Here is a 19,468-nt window from a genome sequence, read left to right on the forward strand (position 1 = left end):
GGGAGGCTGAATCGGCTGAATCCTGTACAGAGCCACGAACGACAGTTGATTCCGTTGGACAATTAACGCCTTTAATAACGCGTCCGGTTCGGAAAGAAGAGTACTGAAAATAGGCTATCGGTTTTATCAGACGATGTGCTTACGCCCGCCGGCCGGACGAATATTTTTCAGGACATACCTTGCAGGGGGTGCCCGTAGTGATCGTTGTCCAAGTGCCATTTAGATCACTGAGCTTGTGCGATCTAGACTTCTATATTACTGATGAAGTCCCTCACGTAGGCTTTGATTTTCTGAGTAACCGGCTCTCGAACTGCGTCTAGGACATCGCGATTCATGGAGACAGTTCCGGAGGCATGGTCGAAGATGACATTATTAGATCTGAACTTGAAGAACAGCACTTGAGTTAACGACGCCGAAGCTTTCAACTCAAAGGCCATCATGCTAATGCTGACATCCCGGTTGGGTGTCGCCTCAACAAACATTAACTGGAATTTGGCGGTATGAGCCACTTGGCTCTCCCTGTTGAATACAGTAATCCACTTGCCTGAGCTGGCCTGCTTCAATGCATCCAAAGTGGATTTCACAATTGCAACTGCGCTAGTGACGGGGCCAAAAACCTGAGCAGCAATCGCAAGAATGGCTTGATCAGCTTCGAAATCGTCGCCACTCTCCATGTACCGCTGGAAAGTTCGCTCCTGCATCACCCAGCCAACATTGGTAAGCACATCGAAGTACGCGTTATACCACTCACTAACATTCTGTCGGCCTACGGTGCGTTTATTGGCCGCAAGTTGTGCCAAAAGCGAAGAATTAACAATGTCCTGGCGTATTTCAGTAGGGACGCCCGACGCAAAAGAAATCACACTCGCACCGGCCACCAACGATTGCGGCTCAGAGTTAGAGTGCGCGCTGAGGAGGTCATCAACATTTTCGCGACTGAGTTGTCCACGCGTTCCGCTAGCTATCACCGGCAACGCTAAATCTTCAACGAAATCCAACGCACGTTGTCTCGCATTCATTTTATGTTCGCCCATGTAAATTCACTCCTCGGTTAGGCCCCGTGATAACGAAAAGCAGCCCAATACTTCGGTCGCGCAAAAGCCGGTCCAGCACCAGAGGGAATGCATTCCACCAAGCATGCGTCACGAAAGGCCTTGGCAAATCTTTGCTCCATGGGCGATTTGATCCGCAATTCCTCATCTGTAGCATTAGCCAGCGCTTGCAAAGCTTCTACTGTGACATCCCGCAACCAGAGTTGCGCCTGACGTAAGGCTTCTGCCGGATGCATCGCCGGCTGTCCGTCTTCAAATAAAACTCCGTAGAACCGCGTCATTAGAATGGCGGTTGCAGCATCGCTGACAGTCCAGAGGCTACCTATAACAGCGGGTATGCCTATTTCAATTAGAGTAGATACCAACCCTACAGACTCTTCTGGCAGTTTCATCGCATCGCTCAGGCCAGTCTGACAGGCTGAAAGAACAGCCAAGTGAACATGATCTAGACGAGAGTCATCGGACAAGAACGTAAGCAACGGCAGGTGGTCGCCTTGTGCAAGTACTAATCCCGATAGCGTCGGGCGAAGTACATTGAATACACCGTGACAAGCAAAATGAAGGTAGTTCGCATTACCTATGCTGTCGATTACCTTATCAACAGTAGCATCGCGTCGGCGAAGTACCGTCGCATTCTCTAGCAGCAACGACGAAATAGCACTAGCTTCCAACTCCGCAGCCGCGAGTTCGATCCATTCAGAAGGTAGCGGTCGTGGGTTGGCTACGACAAGCATTTGGCAGTCGCGTTCAACGTTGGTGGACAGCCGAGCATGACACTGCGCCCAAACCGCCAAAGATGGTGCGAATTCAACTGAGCACTGATCAAGCAGACAGGCATCACTGGCTGAATGAATCGGACAAGTATGGAGTGGCGTCAACGCAATTGGACCGGTTGATATGAGTACTAGTCGCAAACTTGACTCATCCGCAGTACGATCTCCTTGTATCCAATCTGAAAGGGGACGCGCAAATGTGCTTCCAGCCCACGATAGGTAGTCGAGCAGATCATCGGAACTGCAGTGATCTAATTGGAAGCGATGGTACCCACCAGTACCAAACACTCTCTCCTTCACCAATGCGGTGGTCGCCTCATCAAGCCAGATTACTTCAATTCCACTGCAACTACGTATCAGCCACATTGACCCCTCTGCAGTGATTACTAAATAGGCGAATATGAAGCCGGGCACGGGGGAAACTAAAGCGAGATCTTCATGATTCAGAAGAGGGAAATGCTCGAAGCTCCTATGCTGGCGAATCTCTGCAATGACAGCGCGAAGTTCGGCTCGCTCCATCTCCTTCTTACTCTCGAATGACTCCAAAAGACGCCCTGTAAAACCTCCGGGATCTGTGCCTGGATCAATGAAACCTCTGCTCGGTCGGGATGGACGAGTATCGTCGCCCTTGATATCGCAATCCTCAAACATCCGCGCCGCGTTCTCTCTCTTGGCAACCCGGCGACGTGATTTCAAATACTTATCGGCCAACTCGCCGAAACCTTCATCGAGGAGCCGCTGTACGCTAACTTTGTCCTGCAGCAGCGAATGTAGAAGTAACTGAGCACGGCCGCACTCAAGTGCTAGAACTGCCCCCTCAAGATCGCCCAACCGAGCACGCACATATGCAATATCTGTCGAAACGCTCTGTGCATCTGCTAGCCAAGAAGCTTTGCCAAAGCGATCATCCTGCTGCTCAGTCAAACGCTTGATCACTTCGAGTGCGATTGTCCCAGCCTCATTACCCTCCTCCCACTGTTGATGTCGCAGAGCCCAGCCAAGCCAACTCTTTGCGGTACCCAATTTTATTTCCGGGGAAAGCGCTCGTAAGGAGCATGCGTCTCGTAAACATTGGCCAACCTGATCGTTAGGTGCCTGCGTAGCACACTGCGTTTCGTCGACGGCCTCATGCGCACAAGCTAGCGCCGCTACAATCCGCGCCTCATCAAGAGTACCTTTTGGAACCACCTCTAACGCGAGCCCAAGAACTGAAATTGCCTGATGCACGTCCTCAATGTCGTTCGTCAAATGAAATCGCGTCAGGAGGGCCGACGACAAATTCAGAACCGCGTCTGCGCGACTTAGAAGCGATGTAAACGGCTGACCAACAGACGCATTTAATAATTCGATAGCCTCATTAATGTAAGCAATGTCTTCGAATTGAGAACCAAGCTCCGATAAACAAATGCCAAGCTCGGGCAAGATATGTCGATGTATCGGATCATCTGGTGCAGTGAGTTCAATTGCCCTTCGGAATACCCTGACGGCCTCTTCAAGCCATTTGGAATTTTTGTCCCGCACATATAACTGCGATGCAATACATCCCCACTGCTCCAACAATACTGGATGGGGAGTTTGTCCCTTCTTCATGAGCGCCATCGCACGACGCACTACACGCCCAGCTTTTTCGAGATCAGTCAATCGCCCGGATAATACATATCGAGCTCGAAGCGAATAGGCCAAATTGTTCAGCAACAAATTTGCCAATACGTTGTCATTGCTGGATTCCAGCCAATCGATCGCTTCCTCACGAACGGCGATCGCCTCATTTAACGCTGCTTCGTCCTGGCTTGCCTCATACCGGTCTTGCAACAACCGGCCGAGTATATCCAGCGCCAAAACTCGTCCTAGACTGGCTGTATCAACCTTGGCGATCGCGCTTCTTAAACGTTTTATCGCGCGGTCTGCGGCCATAGCGTCGTAACCGGTGTCCCCGAAGGTTGCACTGGCTATCGCCAAATCTGCTTCAGAACGAAGTCGCTCATCATCCGTACGCGCAAGATCAACGAGTTTTTCAAGGGAAGTGTTGTCCGAAATTGGGTTTTGTTTACCACATATCAGTTGCCGCGCGCCAAGCATCGAAGCCAGCATTCTCTTCGCGTCCGTACTAAACGGCTCTTGCAGATCTGGTAACGCCAACTGCAAGGCTCCTATTGCAGCTTCTAAATCCCTGATACTTCCCGATCGATCAGAGCGCATGGCATATACAAGCGCTTGATTACGGCGAAGGACAGCACCGTAAGCAGCGTGGAAAACTGGATAGTCGAGCGCAATAACGAACGCGGCAAGTGACTGGTCTAGATCTGCTAGGTCACCAATTGACTCAAACCGCGCACTAAGTGCGAAAGCAAGCTCCGAATGTACGCCTCGTTGAAACCAAATTGGTGTCTGGGATGAGGCTCGACACAACTGATTCCATGCAGACACTGCATTGTCGAGTTTTACTTTCGTAGGATCCGCGTTAGCCAACTCCCGAGCGCCAAGAGCCAACAAGTATTGATCAAAGAAACCGACTGGTGCTCCCACCACTTTGAGATAGCTTTCGTAGGGCTGGAGTTGAGACGCCATCAAGTGTCCAGGAACAACACAACAATTGGCTGCAGCTTCGTTTACATCAGCAAACCCAAGATCGAGCAACTCGATTAGATTCAGCCAATGCAACAGTTCTTGTCGCACCTGCATCCCGCTTTTTGAATAGGCTGGATAAAAAATTAGCCGGGGTTCCCGCCCCGGACGCCTAATGATGAGAGGAAGTTGGAGGCCAGCCGTATGACCTTTTGGGCAGGTTAACAGCCGCATTTCTCCGGAGTTTGCCAGTGCATCCATTTCAGGGTTTAGCGATGTATCGACGACAACCTGCACATCTGGGAACATCAATATGCCACACAGACGGCACTTTACCTCGACTTGCTCAGCATACGATTTCACCAGTTTCATTGAGGACACTTCCGCTTCCCCCATACGTTTCCGCTTTGCATAAGTACTGCAACTGACCCGCAACCGTGGTTTGAGGGCTAGCCTGGATCTTGCGAGGGAGACCCGATACTACATATTCTGAGCAAAGGTGTTGTTTGTAGTATTTGCAAATCCGAACTAGGAATGAATCGAAATAACGGATCCCTACTGTCGGTAAATTTCAACAAGGTTGCGGCGGGGATGCTCTCCCAGGGGGAACAGCACCAGATAAAAAATGGACCTGAGTGGAAGAAATTTCATCCTCGACCCTCAATTTTAGGAGCAGAGACGCGTCTAGACGCACTTACACTTGCCGACTCAAGTAACCGATCTACTCCTCCATGCATACCGTCCAACCAGCTCCGCGCTTACGATCGTGGCGTGCTGCTGGCTCAAGTGGCACGAAGCGCACATCCGTCCTAGTATCATCATGCCAGTAGCCCTGCCCTACTGGACCTGCCCGGTGACTCGAGCTATGGGTGTCATTGCGCCAGATTTTGCATCAACCCTTCAAATGAGCGCGATGAGTGACCTTCAAGGCACACATTCAGGAACCGTGTCATGACGGAGCATTGCGATCTTGTGATGAAGGGAGGTATCACCAGTGGAGTCTTCTATCCCAAGCTGACTGCCCAACTCGCTTCAAAATATCAATTCAAAAACATCGGCGGGACCTCAGCTGGCGCTATTGCCGCGGGCGCCTGTGCGGCTGTCCAGTACGGTAAGAACAATGGCCATATGGCTTTTGAAGCACTGGAAGATTTACCCGATTTACTGGGAGAAAAAAGCAAAGATGGCACCTCCAAACTGTTCAGGTTGTTTCAGCCAGCGATGAGTTTGCGCAAACATTTCTCTGTGTTTGTCCGTGTCTTGAACAGAAAACCACGGGATGCCACAGCCGAGGTATTGAAAGGTTTGGGCGCCATGTACAAAGAGGGGTTGAGCGTAGGCCTGCTACTAGGCAGCCTGCTGATGTGCCCATTCATCACCGCCCTGCACTCCAATATCGGTGTTGTGACAACGCTCGTGACGGCGCTATGCATGATGTTATTGGTGGCGGGCTTTACCACGCTCAGTATTTTCAGCGCACTGAACGGCCAATTGCATCGCATCGTGTTATGGCTGCTGGGAGCGTGGGGGTTGATGGTTGCAGTGCTAATGGTCTTCACTGGCCAAGGGCTAACCTGGCAACTGCTCGGTTCGATACTGGCCATAAGGGCAAGCTTTCCAGATAACGAACTGACCGAGGTCGCCGAGATATCGATCAAGGCTTACTGCGCGCCAGGCTTGGGGGTGATATGGCCGCCATCAGATTAAGAAATTCAGAGCTTCGAAAAATCGCTCGCCGGGGTGCGCGCGCCGTCTTGATGCCTGTTGCCGGGCGCAACCTACTCGTTGCCAGGCTGAAATCCCACTGAGCTGCATTGCCTTAGAAAGCAAATTTGGCGAGGACACATCGAATGGTCGACTCTTCTCATATTGCGAACATTAAATCAACGGGAGGGATCGGGGTAGTTTTCGAACAGCATGTCGGAGCTGCCTTCCTAGCATATCTACTGACCAAAGCCTGCCTCCCCGTCCACCCATCAAACTCAATCCCGATACGAGTCCACTTCCAAGCAAAGCGCTTGGGTTGGAATGTCGATGATTTGGTCATAGAGGCAGCAGATTTTAGTGGAGTCCAGCGCAGACTGGCGGCCCAAGTAAAACTCTCTTTTACAGTAAGCAATAGAGATAAGAATTGCATCAAAACATTTGTGGCGGCATGGATGGATTTCAATAATTCAAAGCTGTTTAACAAAAAAGATGATGCGCTGCTGCTGATCACTCATTTGGGCACCAATCGACTACTAGGTGATTTTGGAACGCTACTCACTCAAGCCAGAGCCAGTTCTACTGCGGAAAATTTTGAGGAACGTAGGAGCGGTGATGGGATGTTAAACAACCGCTCGAAGGATGACTACGACGCTATTAAGAACATACTTGAAGTATCGACACGAAGCTCTATACCTAACGCAGATCTGTGGGTTTTTCTACGCGCATTTTACGTTCTCAGCTATGACTTCCCCAGTGCGTCTGCAAAAGATGAGGCGCTGATCAAATCCTTGCTCAGCTCGGCAAAAACTGACGGTTCTCCTTTTGACTCCGCTTCCCCAACTTGGAACGAACTTATTGTCATTGCTAGCAAAGCGGCATCAGATGGCAAGAGCTATTCACGGGATGATCTTCCCGTCGACTTGCAGAAGCGATATCGCGAAGCCCAAATGCCACAGCACGTGACTGCACAGCGGGTCCAAGAATTCGCCTTGATACCGTTTTCCGAGATTTCAAACTTCCGCTCCTGGTATCTCGGAACGCCAGACCATCCTGTTCCGTTTGGGGGGCGCAATGAGGCGCTTGGTGATCTCGATGCATGGCTCAATGTGGAGACGAGCCCACCCTACCTGATACTCACCGCTCCTGCCGGACGCGGGAAATCAAGTTTGTTAGTACATTGGAGTGAAGCCCTGCTGTGTCGTGAAGATTTGGAGGTGATCTTCTACCCGGTGAGTGTGCGCTATCAGACTAACCTTGCCATTAATGTGTTCCGTTCATTGGCCATGCGCCTTGCCAAGATCCATGGAGAAACCGTCGCACACAGCCCGAACGCGACTGCATCTTTCTGGAAGCAACTCGTCGCTGAGTACCTCAAACGACCCGCCCCAACCGGACTTCAGGTTCTACTTATTGTGGACGGTTTGGACGAGGCCAGTGACTGGGTGGCAGGCCCTCATCTCTTCCCTGTGAATGCGGCACCTGGAATTCGGATTCTGCTCTCAGCACGTACTTTGGCCATTGAGAGGGGGGCTGGGGATTGGGCGAGACGTCTAGGGTGGAACCAGCGCCTAGCGCGTAGCTTAGATCTCGAGCCGCTCACCTCCGAAGGAATTACTGAAACTTTGGCGATGATGGGGTGCCCTTTAGACTTGCCTGGTACCCCGGTCAATATTGCTGAAGAACTTCACCATCTCTCAGGAGGGGATCCCCTACTCGTTGGGCTTTATGTTGAAGCGCTGTGGGAGTGCCCCCCAGAGAAAATCTCTAGACTTCGCCTGGACGAATTGCAGGCGATCAAACCCGGGCTTGAGGGCTACTTTGAACGTTGGTGGGAGGACCAGCGTAAACTCTGGGGAGACAAGGACGCAACGGAACAGCCCGCAGTCGAGGAGTTCCTCAATCTTCTGAGCTGTGCACTTGGTCCATTGAGCCGGGATGATCTGCTGCGACTCTCTCCCAAAAAGCTTAAGTTAACAAGTCGAAAACTCGATAGAGCGCTGGTGCATTTGAGGCGATTTATCATTGGCAATGGGCTAGAGCAGCCCTTCACGTTTGGCCATCCGAGACTGGCAGATTATTTTTTTGGTCAACTGGCTGAATTTGAGCAAAAGGAAGTCGAGCAGCGCTTCCTGAATTGGGGCGAAACAACCCTACGAGCCCTGAACGCGGAAGCAGATGCACCGTCCAAAGCCTCGAATTACATAATCCACCACTATGGGACCCACTTATTGCGTGCACAGGCGCCTATCGTGTCGATGACGGGCCTGGTAACCGGTGGCTGGCAACGTGGATGGTTCAGACTGGAGCACACTAATAGCGGATTTCTGACCGATGTGCATCGAGCTTGGGATGCCGTCAACACAGCCAATGCACAGGCAGCTCGCAATGGGCACCCCGTGCCGCTTCTGAGAACTGAGATATGCTGCGCCCTCTGTCAGGCAAGCACCAAAAGTCAGTCCGGAAAACTCCCAGCGCATTTGGTGGCGCGATTTCTGGAAGAGGGATTGTGGACTCGCACGCAAGGTCTTGCTTATGCAGAACAGCTACCGGAATCCCAACAACGGTTAGAAATCCTTATCGCACTCCTCCCCCACTTGTTGACAACGGAGCGCTATCAAATAGCAGATAACGCGCTCGCTGCCATAGAGAACATTGCCGATCAGTATTTCCGATGTATGGCTTTGGAAGGACTGGCGCCACATCTGCAAACCGACGATCAACTCGAGTCCGCCTTCGCACTCGCAAAAAGCCTCCAAATAAATTGGCGTGCCGAAGCCATAGCAGCACTTGCACTGAAGTTACCTGAGGCCGACCAATATAGAAATCAGGAAATGGCTCTAGCCTGTACGCAATCACTTGATGAGTTTTCATGTGCTTGGGCTTTATCGAAGTTAGGCCGATATCTTTCCGTTGCATCACTCGAAAAAGCAATTTCGATTGTAGAGAATATACGCTCCGAAATAGATCGAGCCATAGCCCTAGTAGGCCTGGCACGTCATCTGCCCCCATCACTACTCGAAATTGCGTTCACTGTTGCTAAAAATATTGGTGACGCTGAACCACGAGCTAGAGCTATGACTGCGTTAGCTGAATTTTTACCTCAAAACGCTAGACAGCGGGCGCTTGAGGAGGCTCTTGCCGCCGTGAAAAAGACCAAAGAGTCGAATAGCGATGAATTACTACGGGATTTGGCCCCGCATCTGCCCATGCCTTTGCTGAAAGAAGCTTGCGCTATTGCGCGAGAGCTCGAAAATGATAGATACCGGGCTAAGGCGCTTGCAACGCTAGCCCCATATCTTCCAGACGCCACAGACGCTCAAATCTTTGAATCTGCGTTTATGGCCGCTAAACATATTCGGCATGAAAACGTTAGAAACATTATTAGGACGGCTGAAAAATTGTCGAAAACCGATCGCCATCAAATCCTAGTCACCGCCTTAAGTAAAACACTGCACATTCAAGAACGAGCGCATCGAAACGAAGTTCTGACCGAACTGGCTCCCCATTTACCCATCACCGTACTAAACACAGCTCTCTTTGAAATGCAGAGCATTAATGATAAAGAAGCCCATGCCATCGCCCTTGTCGCTCTTTCCCCGCACCTGCCAGAATCCAATCGCCCACAAGCATTATCGTCGGCATTAGTGATCGCAAAGGACATCGAAAACGAATGGAGCCGGGCTAAAGTTCTTGCCTCATTAGCGTCCTTTTGTTCAGCGCCCTATTCGGAAATACTCGCGACCGCACAAAATATTCGAGATGAGTGGCCGCGGGCAAAGGTTTTATCCGCCCTGGCGCGTTACCTTCCTGTGACTTCGTTAGACGCAGTACTGGCAGCCACTATGTGTATTAAAAGTGATTGGCCGAGAGCTCACATTCTCTCCGTTCTTATACCTCGCCTGCCAGAGGTTGATCGACTTCAACCGCTTGAAGATGCTCTAGACGCTATGCGACGAATCAATGAAGTAGATGCTCTTAGGGGGCATGGACCTGTGGTAATTGACAAGCGACATATTGAAGATAAGCGTACTCACGATAAAATCTTCAACGCATTAGCACCGTTTTTGAGTGAGGGACAGAAGGAAATAGCCCTTGTCATAGCAATATCCATTGAAGATGAATCAAGCCGAACTAATGCGTTAGCAGGCTTGGCCAAATACTTATCCGAACCACTGTTCAACCGAGCTTTTTGCGCTGTAAAAGATATAAGAAATGAAAGCGATAGAAGCAAAGCCCTATCCGTATTATTAATCTCCTTACCTCCATCTTTGCTGAAAAAATCATTCTTCACCACGATGAGACTCATGCAGGAATATGATCGAGTCGAGACCCTAATAGCACTGGCTCCCAAGCTCAACGGGGCACAGCGCAAAACAGCGCTAACTTTAGCGAACGGAATTGAGACAGAGTGGCTCCGAGTAAAAACCCTGTCAGCATTTATTCCTTTGCTGCCAAAATCGGCTAGAAAGCAGTCCCTGGAATCCGCTCTTGTCACCGCTAATGGCATCAATGATAATTGGGCTCGAGTTATGGCTCTGTCGGTGCTGGCCCCCTTCCTACCTGAGACCACTCGACATCCGATTCTCGAGTCGGCTTTAGCTACGGCGAAAGATATTCAACATGATTCCGACCGCGCCAGGTCACTGATAACCTTACTCCCACATTTATCTAAAACAATGCATCGCCAAGTGTCGATAATCACTTTCAACGCCGCAAAAAATTGCAGGGACACCACAAAAAGAAACAAGCTGTTAGCTGATTTGGCTCTCCACCTTTCCCCTCCGCTGATCGAAGATCTTTTTGAAGCGGACGACGAGACACGACAGAGTATTCTCGCAATTGTCATAGCCAAACCAGTATCAGCATTACCCGCGCGAATATTGAAAAGACTCCTTGAGACCTCGATGGAAATTTCGGAGGATAAGCAGCGAGCAGAAGCATTGACCGCGCTCGGCGTCCCTTTTGCAGCCCTTTCGCCAACCGAGCTCTATCCAATTTGGCGTAGTTTCCTCAAATTTTCCGCGACTAAGGGGCGAGATAGATTACTTCGTGATTTGGCAACGCTTGCTCCCATAATCGCAAAACTGGGTGGAAAGGTGGCAGCAGTGGAAACTGTCCATGTGATTCAGGATGTGGGCCAATGGTGGGAGTGATCTGGGCATGCCATCTCGGAAATTTTAAGAAAAAGACCCAGATGCCACGATGTACGCTGCTTACTGAAATGACTACTCGAATCTGCGGAGGTGTGGCCGGGTTTGCTGATGTTGAGATTGGTCACCCATAGCACGCCGACGATGGATTTAAACGCCGGCAGACACGAAAGGCCGTTATCGGACAAAAGTGCCAAAAAGCTTATGGAACTAATCGACTTAGAGCATCTATGTTCGTTGTTAAGCGAACGTACGGAATAATCAGGTTGATTCGGCAATGACCTGGAGCGTGACAACGCTGTTTACTAGTTTCTTGGATGGTCCTAGCCGGCGTCTTTAGCCATAGAGGACACGGCCCCTTCTTTACGCTTTTTTAGAAGACGGCTGATCTGTTTGTTTTTCTTTTCCTAGCATATCTATAACTGCAAGAGCAGCGCTCACAATTGCGATAGGTTTACCATTTAGGGCCGCAGCGAAAAAATCGAGAACAGAGCCTATGACAACAAATACTTTTTCAACTTGTTCAATTCTCTCAAAAAATATATTTATTTCGCTTGTGGCATTATTAATTTTCTCAAGATCATCTTTTGATTCAAGTTCAAAAATCCGAATCGTATCAGAGCGCAGATCATTTCTTTTCTGCCTAAACTGCTCCTGAATTTCGAGAAGAGCGTCATTATTTTCATCATCAGGATGATCGTATCGATATTTCTTGATAGCATTAAAACTTCGGTTCGCGCAGGCTGCAAGCTTTTCGTTTTGAGCGATCAAATTGGCTCGGGTCGGTTTTTTAGCCATGATGATTTACCCCTTAATATTGTCCACACTATCACGAAGATCTTGCGCCTTCTTCACTAGATCCAAAACACTTTTGAGTTGTTGTTTTTTATCCAGTGTTTCGAAATTCTCTGCAAGCTGTGTATTCGCTTGCTTGAAGGCATCTACTGTCGCTCTAAACAGCATCACAGATTTTTCAAGTTCCTTGGCTTGCTCTGTTTGTTTTTCAGCGCTTGCTTGGGCTAGCCTAATAGGAAGACTTTTGGGGATGTCACTGACAGACGAAGTAATTGATGCATACCTTAGGCTTTTAGACATAGATGTTGACGCATCGATAGAATCTTCCAGAACTCCCTTTGTCGACTTGTCTAGCCATACTGCCAACATCTCTGCAGCATTATTTATAGGGATTTTACCTTCAGTGATAACAGCCCTGGTTTTATTTTTCACGAAGTAATATGTAAGTATCGACGAGATATTTTTAAGCGCCCCCGCGACATTTGAAACTTCTTCCTTTTTAAAAATTTCCGTGCCATCTTTTTTCTTTAAGCTTTCTGCTGACGCACTGATACTTTTAACTTCGCCATCCAAAAACTCGGTATTTTGACTAGCGAGCTTTGCAAGGGCGGTTGAATAATCCGCAATAGCAGTAGCGTACAACTTGGCGATATCATTATTCTCCGACGTACGCTTACAAAGATCCGATGCAGACTTGACTGCATCGACATAACTATACTCAAATTGTTGCGTGATCTTGGTTGTCATCGCCGCTTGAAAACAAGTCGTATATACTTCTTCTGTTATTCCATTGAAGCTATCAGAAAGACTCTTACCGCTCACTCCAAAATCTTGAATTGTTTTAACATTATAGCCGCACCCAGATACACACAATAAAAACGATAACAACGCAAAAACTCTAAAGACACTCATAACACCTCCCTTATAACCATAGACTAGGCCACGCCATGTTGAATATCAAATAGAGGCTTCTGCCCATACATATCAATTGTGGCACGCTGATATAACACAGGAGATAGAAGACTATAAGCTCTTTTTTTGCAAGCGAAGGTGCTAACTTTTCAAACACCTCTCTAGCTCAAAATGATATAGAGTGAATGCTGATTCGTTCTAAGTGAATTGTTGGAAAGTTCAGTGGAGATCAGCTACGGCAATTGGTCCCGAGTCCAACGAAACCCCTTTGGCGCTACTTGCTGAACGGACTTCAATGCTTCGAAACGTCCAAGGCAGCGGTGGGCAGATGGATACAATTACTCACATAGGCTCATATAAAGAGCGCCCGAACCCTAGTATTCTAAGGATCTATCGGAAAACTGGCATGCACCAATTTGTTATCTACAACTCACTCACATGACTCTGATCATGTAACGACGCCATCTGCTCATCAGAACAAGCATTCGATTCGCAGCATTCTCCGCGTATCTCGCCCAAGCCATCGACCACTTGGTAAGCTATGGAATCGCACACAAAAGGAACATTAGAATACCGGGGCTCATTCTGGGACACACGACAGCTACTACCGCGAAGATCTGGATTAGAGCTTCAACCCGCTGGCCAGTCACCCTCCTTCGGTTAATTAACCAAGCCGGGCGAGACTCTTAGAGTCCTACAATCCAATTCAGCTAAGGCATCCCGCACTTTGGGCAAAATCTCAAACGACCTTGGTGGAGGATTCCGACTGGTAATGGATTATCAAGCAACTTTCATTTACTCGGCCTCCTCAGTCAAAGCGTCTGACGGTCATCTCGCTCGCACTTAACCTTGAACAACCCTACGAACTCTCTTGTCTCGGCGAAACGCTGGTACCGCCTGGAAAAACGTCTTGGGTAGCTGGTTGCTCAGAGTGAAAATTTATCACGGGCAAAAATTCCGTTTCGTAGAGTGAAAGTTACCAAGTGCACGAAGACTGTTGGCCAACGCAATTTGTCAGCATAAGGCGAAAATCCGCTTCGGCGCCTCACAGATAGAGCAACGGAACAGCCCACGCGTTGCCGGCACCCAAAGGCGACATCTTTGTGCCGGTATCAGTTATTGGATTCAAATCTACGTGACGAATCGTCACGCTCGCACTGCCAACCGAAACATAGTGGCGGAATACCTGAAGGCGATTTTTCCCGGTTCGCCATTCAGTCTCGATCTCCTCAGGCTGGAATTAATCGAGAAATGGGCTAGAACATTCAGATTGATCCGACGCCCCAAGGGAAAATAGAGATGGGACAGGCACTGCTGGTCAAAGTCCGCGGGAGCTTAAACACAGGGCAGAATCAAGGACTCGCGGCAGCAGTCGGCGGCCCAGCCTTGGAAGAAATCCTGAAGATTCCCGCTCAACCAGCGATGGCCGGCGCGGCAAGCTTGACGGTGGCGCAAGGCTCAACGTGGTACCGAGCGCTACTGCCGCCTACGATTAACCCTTGGGACGCCGCCCATGCAATGCTATCCCAGGGGGCAGCATTCGCGGCCACGGGTGGTGCGCCTATCGAGTTCGTCGAGCCGGACACTGAGCAAGAATGGTTTCCTGACTCGACAAAGGCTGCGCAAGCGTTTTCAGCAGCAACCTGCAACTTTCATCCTCAGGACGAGTCGGGTCGCAAGGCCGTATCAGTCTCGGGCAATGACTGGCATCTTCAGAACCAGTATTCGCAGCTTGCCCTTGCGAGAAGCAGCGTCACCCCGGCAGATCAACAGGCCACCAAGATTGCTCACCTCGACACTGGCTATGACCCGAATCACGCCACCCTGCCACTGCACCTTGACACACAGAATCAGCGCAACTTTCGAGATCAAGGCCGTCCCAATGACGCCACCGATCGCACGCCGGACGGATGGACAGCCATTCGCAACCAAGGACATGGTCACGCTACGCTAAGCCTCTTGGCAGGCAACCAGATAAAGAACGCTCCTGTATCGCAAGGCTTTGCCGACTTCATTGGTGGTGCCCCTCACGCGACCGTCATTCCAATACGCATCGCGGATTGGGTTGTGCGGTTCTCGACCAGCACCATGGTCCAGGGCTTCCAATACGCGGTGGACCAGGGAGCGCACGTTTTGTCGATGAGCATGGGTGGCCAGACTTCACGTGCCCTTGCCGACGCAGTCAACCTGGCCTACGAGAACGGCCTGTTCATGGTCACAGCAGCAGGCAACAATTACGCCAAGTCACCAACACCTGGCTCCGTCGTATTCCCTGCCCGCTTCAAGCGCGTACTCGCTGCCTGCGGCGTGATGGCTGACGGTCGGGCCTATGCTGGCCTGAGCCCGTTCACCATGCAGGGGAACTATGGGCCGGCGTCGGCGATGCAGACAGCAATGGGCGCCTTCACGCCTAACGTGCCATGGGCGGAGTTTGGATGCGACAAGCTCGTCAGTATGGATGGCGCGGGCACCTCTTCCGCAACACCGCAGTTGGCCGCCGCCGTGGCTCTGTGGATGGCCAGGCACGCCCAGGCGCTCACTGCTTATCCCGAGCCATGGATGCGAGTCGAGGCAGCGCGATGGGCGCTGTTTCGATCTGCGCTGCAGACCACGGCGGCCATGGGCAAAGAAGAAACGCTTGAGAAGATTGGACGAGGGGTGCTGCAGGCCGACGCAGTGCTTCAGTTCGCGCCCCCCGCCGCAATGGATCTCCTGAAAACCTCAGCAGCGGAACCAAGTTGGGGCTGGCTCAATCTGATCTTCGGTATCGGTGGCGTCAGTCTCGTCCCAGGGCAGAAATCTGTGGTGAGTGAGATGTTTGCGCTCGAGTTGACGCAGATGGCACAGCGCAACCGATTGGTGGATGAGGCAATCCCGGACAGCGATGCCTTCACCAGCGTCGCGCCGGCCATGCTCAACCGCTACCTCGAAGCAGCACTCGATGCAGGCAATCCATCGGCTCCGTTAAAAGCTTTCCTGGAGCACCACCTCGGTCGTAAGCAGGCCGCCACAGACGTCAGCCCTGCCGCCGCCCCAGGGCCACAAATCGAGCGCAAACCCAAAGTGCTGCCCACTCCACCGCGACGCCTGCGGGTGTACGCGCTAGACCCTTCCATAGCCAAGACACTGAACTCCGTCGAGATCAACGAGACCGTCATCAGCATCCCTTGGGAGGAAGACCTCAAGCCCGGCCCGGTCGGCGAATACCTTGAAATTGTTGACATTGACCCGGCATCTGATCGCCTCTACGACCCGGTAGACCTGAACGAGCCAAAGCTGCTGGGTCAAGACGGATGGCCGCCCTCCGAGGGCAACCCGGCTTTCCATCAGCAGATGGTCTATGCCGTTGCAATGAAAACCATCAAGAACTTCGAAGAAGCACTTGGCCGACGAGTTCTTTGGGCAGCGCGGTGGGCAAAAGTCACCGACAAAAAAGGTCAGTCGCAGTACAAGGCCTACACCGTGCGTCGCTTGCGGGTCTATCCCCATGCACTGCGCACCGACAACGCCTATTACAGCCCTGACAAAGTTGCGTTGCTATTCGGCTACTTCCAGTCTCAATCCGACCCAACCGGTGCAACGCCAGGCGGCACGATGGTGTTCTCATGCCTTTCCAGTGACATCATTGCCCATGAAATGTCGCACGCGCTGCTGGACGGGTTGCACCGCCGTTTCCAAGACGCATCGAACCCTGACGTGCCGGCCTTCCACGAGGCCTTCGCCGACATCGTAGCCATCTTCCAGCACTTCTCAATTCCTGAGCTGGTGCGTTTTCAGGTTCAGCAGGCTCGCGGAACATTAGACGCAGCCCGCCTGCTGGGCTCGCTTGCCAAGCAGTTCGGCGAGGGGACGAACCGTGGGGGCCCGTTGCGCGACTATCTCGACGAGGGCGAGAAGCCCAAATATCCCGACGAGATTGATGTGCATGCGCGAGGCTCAATCCTAGTGTCGGCGGTGTACGAAGCGTTCCTCAGCATCGTCGACCGCCGTACGGCAGATCTCATCCGTATTGCCACGAATGGCTCCGGCCTCCTTCCTCAAGGTGCCCTCCCTCACGATCTGGTCGAACGACTGACGGAGGAGACCTGCAAGACTGCCCGGCACGTCCTGCGCATGTGCATCCGCGCGTTGGATTATTGTCCCGCTGTCGATATCACTTTTGGCGAGTATCTGCGCGCGCTCATCACCGCCGATATTGATCTGGTCGCCGTGGACAGATTCCACTACCGCGTCGCTTTCATGGACGCATTCCGAAAACGCAACCTCCTGCCGCGAGACGTGCGGACGGTCTCAGAGGAGTCGCTCGCCTGGGGCACGATCGCCAATTCGCGGCCCAAGTGGCTGGCTGAGTTGGTGAAGGACCTTAACTTCGGCTGGGACCTCAAGCTTAATAGAGAGGAAATACAAAGGCTCAACGAAACTAATCGCTGGACGCTGTGGAGGCGTCTTTCCGACCTTCTAAAACGTAATCCCGAGCTGTACGCGGAGTTTGGCCTGCTTCCCGGTGTACCGAGGTTTTCAGCCGATGGGGAGGTTGTGGAAGATGCGGCCGAAGGCTGCACCACTTTCGATGTGCCCAGCGTTCGTCCTGCACGCCGTGTGACGCCCGATGGCGGCTTTCAAACCGAGGTGGTTGCGACGATCCTGCAACGCCGTCGCGTCCCTGTTGACCCGAATAATCCGGATGGTCCGCAGATGTGGTTCCGCGGCGGTACGACGCTTATTCTGGATCCGCGCACGAACTCCAGCGAAGTACGCTACGCCATCGTCAAGAACTGTGGCAGCGAAAGCCGCCTGGCCAGGCAACAACAGCAGGCGTCAATCGGATCCCTGAGCGCTCTGCAAGCACTCTATTTCGCGACGAACCCGGGCGAGCCGTTCGCGCTCCTGCACGCCTACAACGGAGGGTTCGGTCATGCCCACTAAGAACCCGGGCTTCACTATCCGCCACTACTGCCAAGGCATCGGTGACTGTCATCTGCTCCGCTTTGAGAAAGACAGTGGTGACCCTTACTGGATGCTCATCGACTGCGGGATCCACACGTCTATCAAGGGAGGGTCGCAAATCATCGACGACATAGTCGCCGACCTTCACCAACAGACCGGCGGCAAAATCGATGTCCTGGTGCTGACGCACGAACACACTGACCACATCTCCGCTTTCAGGGAATCCTCTAACCGATTTGCAAACTTCAAAATCGACGAGGTGTGGATGGCCTGGACGGAATCACCGACGGACCCCGACGCTCAAGACCTGGACAAGTTCAAGCAGCAGGCCCTGAACGCGCTCTCCGGCGCTAGCCGACAGTTGCATGGCGCGTCCCACCTGGACGCAGCACAGCCGACTGCGCCTCTGCGCGAAGGCATAGACGAGCTCTTGGCCTTCAGTTTCGGAGCCCAGGGTGAAACGGTACGCGGTATGCGAGATGCCGCCAGCCGGCTCGCCAGCAAAGGAATCAAGTATCTCGAACCCAAGCAAGCGCCGCTCAACATTCCCAGCACACCTGCGATACGAGCGTACGTCCTTGCTCCGTCCCGAAATCCTGACTACCTCAACATCGTGGACCGCGTTGGTGAGCGTTACCAGATGGCCAGCGATGAGGACGGGCTCCGCGTTGCCGAGACGCTCACAAGCGCATTCTCTGCAGCTGCACCAGAAAGCGACCTCACTGACCCGACAGCTCCCTTCGACCCCTGCCTGGGCACCCGCCTCACCGACGTCGAGCGTTCAATCAAGCCGCGCAATCCCGTTTCCGCATTCGCGTACTCGCATTACTACGGCCCGAGTGAGCGGTCGCCCCTCATTGCCTCCAAGAAACACGTGCGAACCGATGACGCAAACGAGACCGATCAGGCGTGGCGCAGGATAGACTTCGACTGGCTAAGTTCCGCCGGCACATTGGCGATGCAGCTAGACAACAAGACCAACAACACGAGCCTCGTACTCGCCTTCGAGATCGTGGACACAGGTCGCGTTTTTCTCTTCGCAGCCGATGCGCAAATTGGCAACTGGCTGAGTTGGCAGGACACGGACTGGGAGATGTCAGATGGGTCCATCGTGACTGGCCCGGACCTGCTTAAAAGAACCGTCTATTACAAGGTGGGTCACCACGGCAGCGAGAACGCGACTGCCAAGGCCAAGGGCCTTGAGCTGATGACGAGTGAGGATCTCACCGCCTTTGTTCCCACCAATGAGCACGATGCAAAGAAAGTGAAGTGGGGCGAGATGCCCTACCACTCACTCATTGCGGCACTTGAGGCCCAGTGCGGCCCGCGGGTTGTTCGCGCTGACAACCCAAAACTCCTGGAAGGCAAAGCTCCCTTTGAAACACCTTCCGGGTCCATCCACGCGGTCCGGGTAGGAACCGTCGGTAACGGGGGCGACCAACGTAGAACATGGATCGAGTTCGATGTTGCGTAGCACCGGGGGGTAGCGCGTCACTACAAGAACCAGTGGTGATTCAAGGTCAACGTTTAGCGTCGCAAGTCGAACAGGACATGGAAGCAAGGCACC

The 19,468-nt window shown here is 52.1% G+C and carries 8 protein-coding genes; 4 read left to right on the forward strand and 4 right to left on the reverse strand.

Annotated elements, in window-relative coordinates:
* Nucleotides 1-242: 242 nt before the first annotated feature.
* Both ACA049_RS17300 and ACA049_RS17305 read right to left on the reverse strand, forming a co-directional pair.
* A complete protein-coding gene (locus ACA049_RS17300) occupies nt 243-1,034 on the reverse strand; it encodes a hypothetical protein (protein ID WP_497328506.1) in 792 nt (263 codons plus the stop codon).
* Between the two features lie 17 nt (nt 1,035-1,051).
* Nucleotides 1,052-4,762: a CHAT domain-containing protein gene (locus tag ACA049_RS17305; RefSeq protein ID WP_497328507.1), complete on the reverse strand. Its 3,711-nt coding sequence runs from the start codon at nt 4,760-4,762 to the stop codon at nt 1,052-1,054.
* Between the two features lie 579 nt (nt 4,763-5,341).
* On the opposite strand from ACA049_RS17305, the gene ACA049_RS17310 reads away from it, so the two are divergent.
* Entirely contained in the window at nt 5,342-6,097 is a 756-nt protein-coding gene (locus tag ACA049_RS17310; protein WP_497328508.1) for a patatin-like phospholipase family protein, read from the forward strand.
* A gap of 143 nt (nt 6,098-6,240) precedes the next feature.
* Nucleotides 6,241-11,250 (forward strand): P-loop domain-containing protein, encoded by a 5,010-nt coding sequence (locus ACA049_RS17315; protein ID WP_497328509.1) that lies wholly within the window; start codon nt 6,241-6,243, stop codon nt 11,248-11,250.
* Between the two features lie 360 nt (nt 11,251-11,610).
* Here the strand turns inward: ACA049_RS17315 and ACA049_RS17320 are convergent, their stop codons facing one another.
* Both ACA049_RS17320 and ACA049_RS17325 read right to left on the reverse strand, forming a co-directional pair.
* Nucleotides 11,611-12,045: a hypothetical protein gene (locus tag ACA049_RS17320; protein WP_497328510.1), complete on the reverse strand. Its 435-nt coding sequence runs from the start codon at nt 12,043-12,045 to the stop codon at nt 11,611-11,613.
* 6 nt (nt 12,046-12,051) lie between these two features.
* On the reverse strand, nt 12,052-12,954 hold the full coding sequence (locus ACA049_RS17325; RefSeq protein WP_497328511.1) for a hypothetical protein: 903 nt from the start codon (nt 12,952-12,954) through the stop codon (nt 12,052-12,054).
* Between the two features lie 1,299 nt (nt 12,955-14,253).
* Here ACA049_RS17325 and ACA049_RS17330 point away from each other — a divergent pair.
* Together ACA049_RS17330 and ACA049_RS17335 are read left to right on the forward strand one after the other, a co-directional pair.
* Nucleotides 14,254-17,880: a S8 family serine peptidase gene (locus tag ACA049_RS17330; RefSeq protein WP_497328512.1), complete on the forward strand. Its 3,627-nt coding sequence runs from the start codon at nt 14,254-14,256 to the stop codon at nt 17,878-17,880.
* The gene (locus ACA049_RS17335; RefSeq protein ID WP_497328513.1) at nt 17,870-19,375 is read left to right on the forward strand and encodes an MBL fold metallo-hydrolase; all 1,506 of its coding nucleotides are present in this window, start codon (nt 17,870-17,872) and stop codon (nt 19,373-19,375) included. The genes ACA049_RS17330 and ACA049_RS17335 overlap by 11 nt, the downstream gene beginning before the upstream one ends.
* Nucleotides 19,376-19,468: the final 93 nt, after the last annotated feature.

The sequence above is a fragment of the Pseudomonas sp. LBUM1662 genome (genome assembly GCF_059695915.1).

What these genes read in the sequence shown, in the direction of transcription:
- ACA049_RS17300 (WP_497328506.1), bottom strand. Translation starts at nt 1,034, where the DNA reads ATGGGCGAACATAAAATGAATGCGAGACAACGTGCGTTGGATTTCGTT.
- ACA049_RS17305 (WP_497328507.1), bottom strand. Translation starts at nt 4,762, where the DNA reads ATGAAACTGGTGAAATCGTATGCTGAGCAAGTCGAGGTAAAGTGCCGT.
- ACA049_RS17310 (WP_497328508.1), top strand. Translation starts at nt 5,342, where the DNA reads ATGACGGAGCATTGCGATCTTGTGATGAAGGGAGGTATCACCAGTGGA.
- ACA049_RS17315 (WP_497328509.1), top strand. Translation starts at nt 6,241, where the DNA reads ATGGTCGACTCTTCTCATATTGCGAACATTAAATCAACGGGAGGGATC.
- ACA049_RS17320 (WP_497328510.1), bottom strand. Translation starts at nt 12,045, where the DNA reads ATGGCTAAAAAACCGACCCGAGCCAATTTGATCGCTCAAAACGAAAAG.
- ACA049_RS17325 (WP_497328511.1), bottom strand. Translation starts at nt 12,954, where the DNA reads ATGAGTGTCTTTAGAGTTTTTGCGTTGTTATCGTTTTTATTGTGTGTA.
- ACA049_RS17330 (WP_497328512.1), top strand. Translation starts at nt 14,254, where the DNA reads ATGGGACAGGCACTGCTGGTCAAAGTCCGCGGGAGCTTAAACACAGGG.
- ACA049_RS17335 (WP_497328513.1), top strand. Translation starts at nt 17,870, where the DNA reads ATGCCCACTAAGAACCCGGGCTTCACTATCCGCCACTACTGCCAAGGC.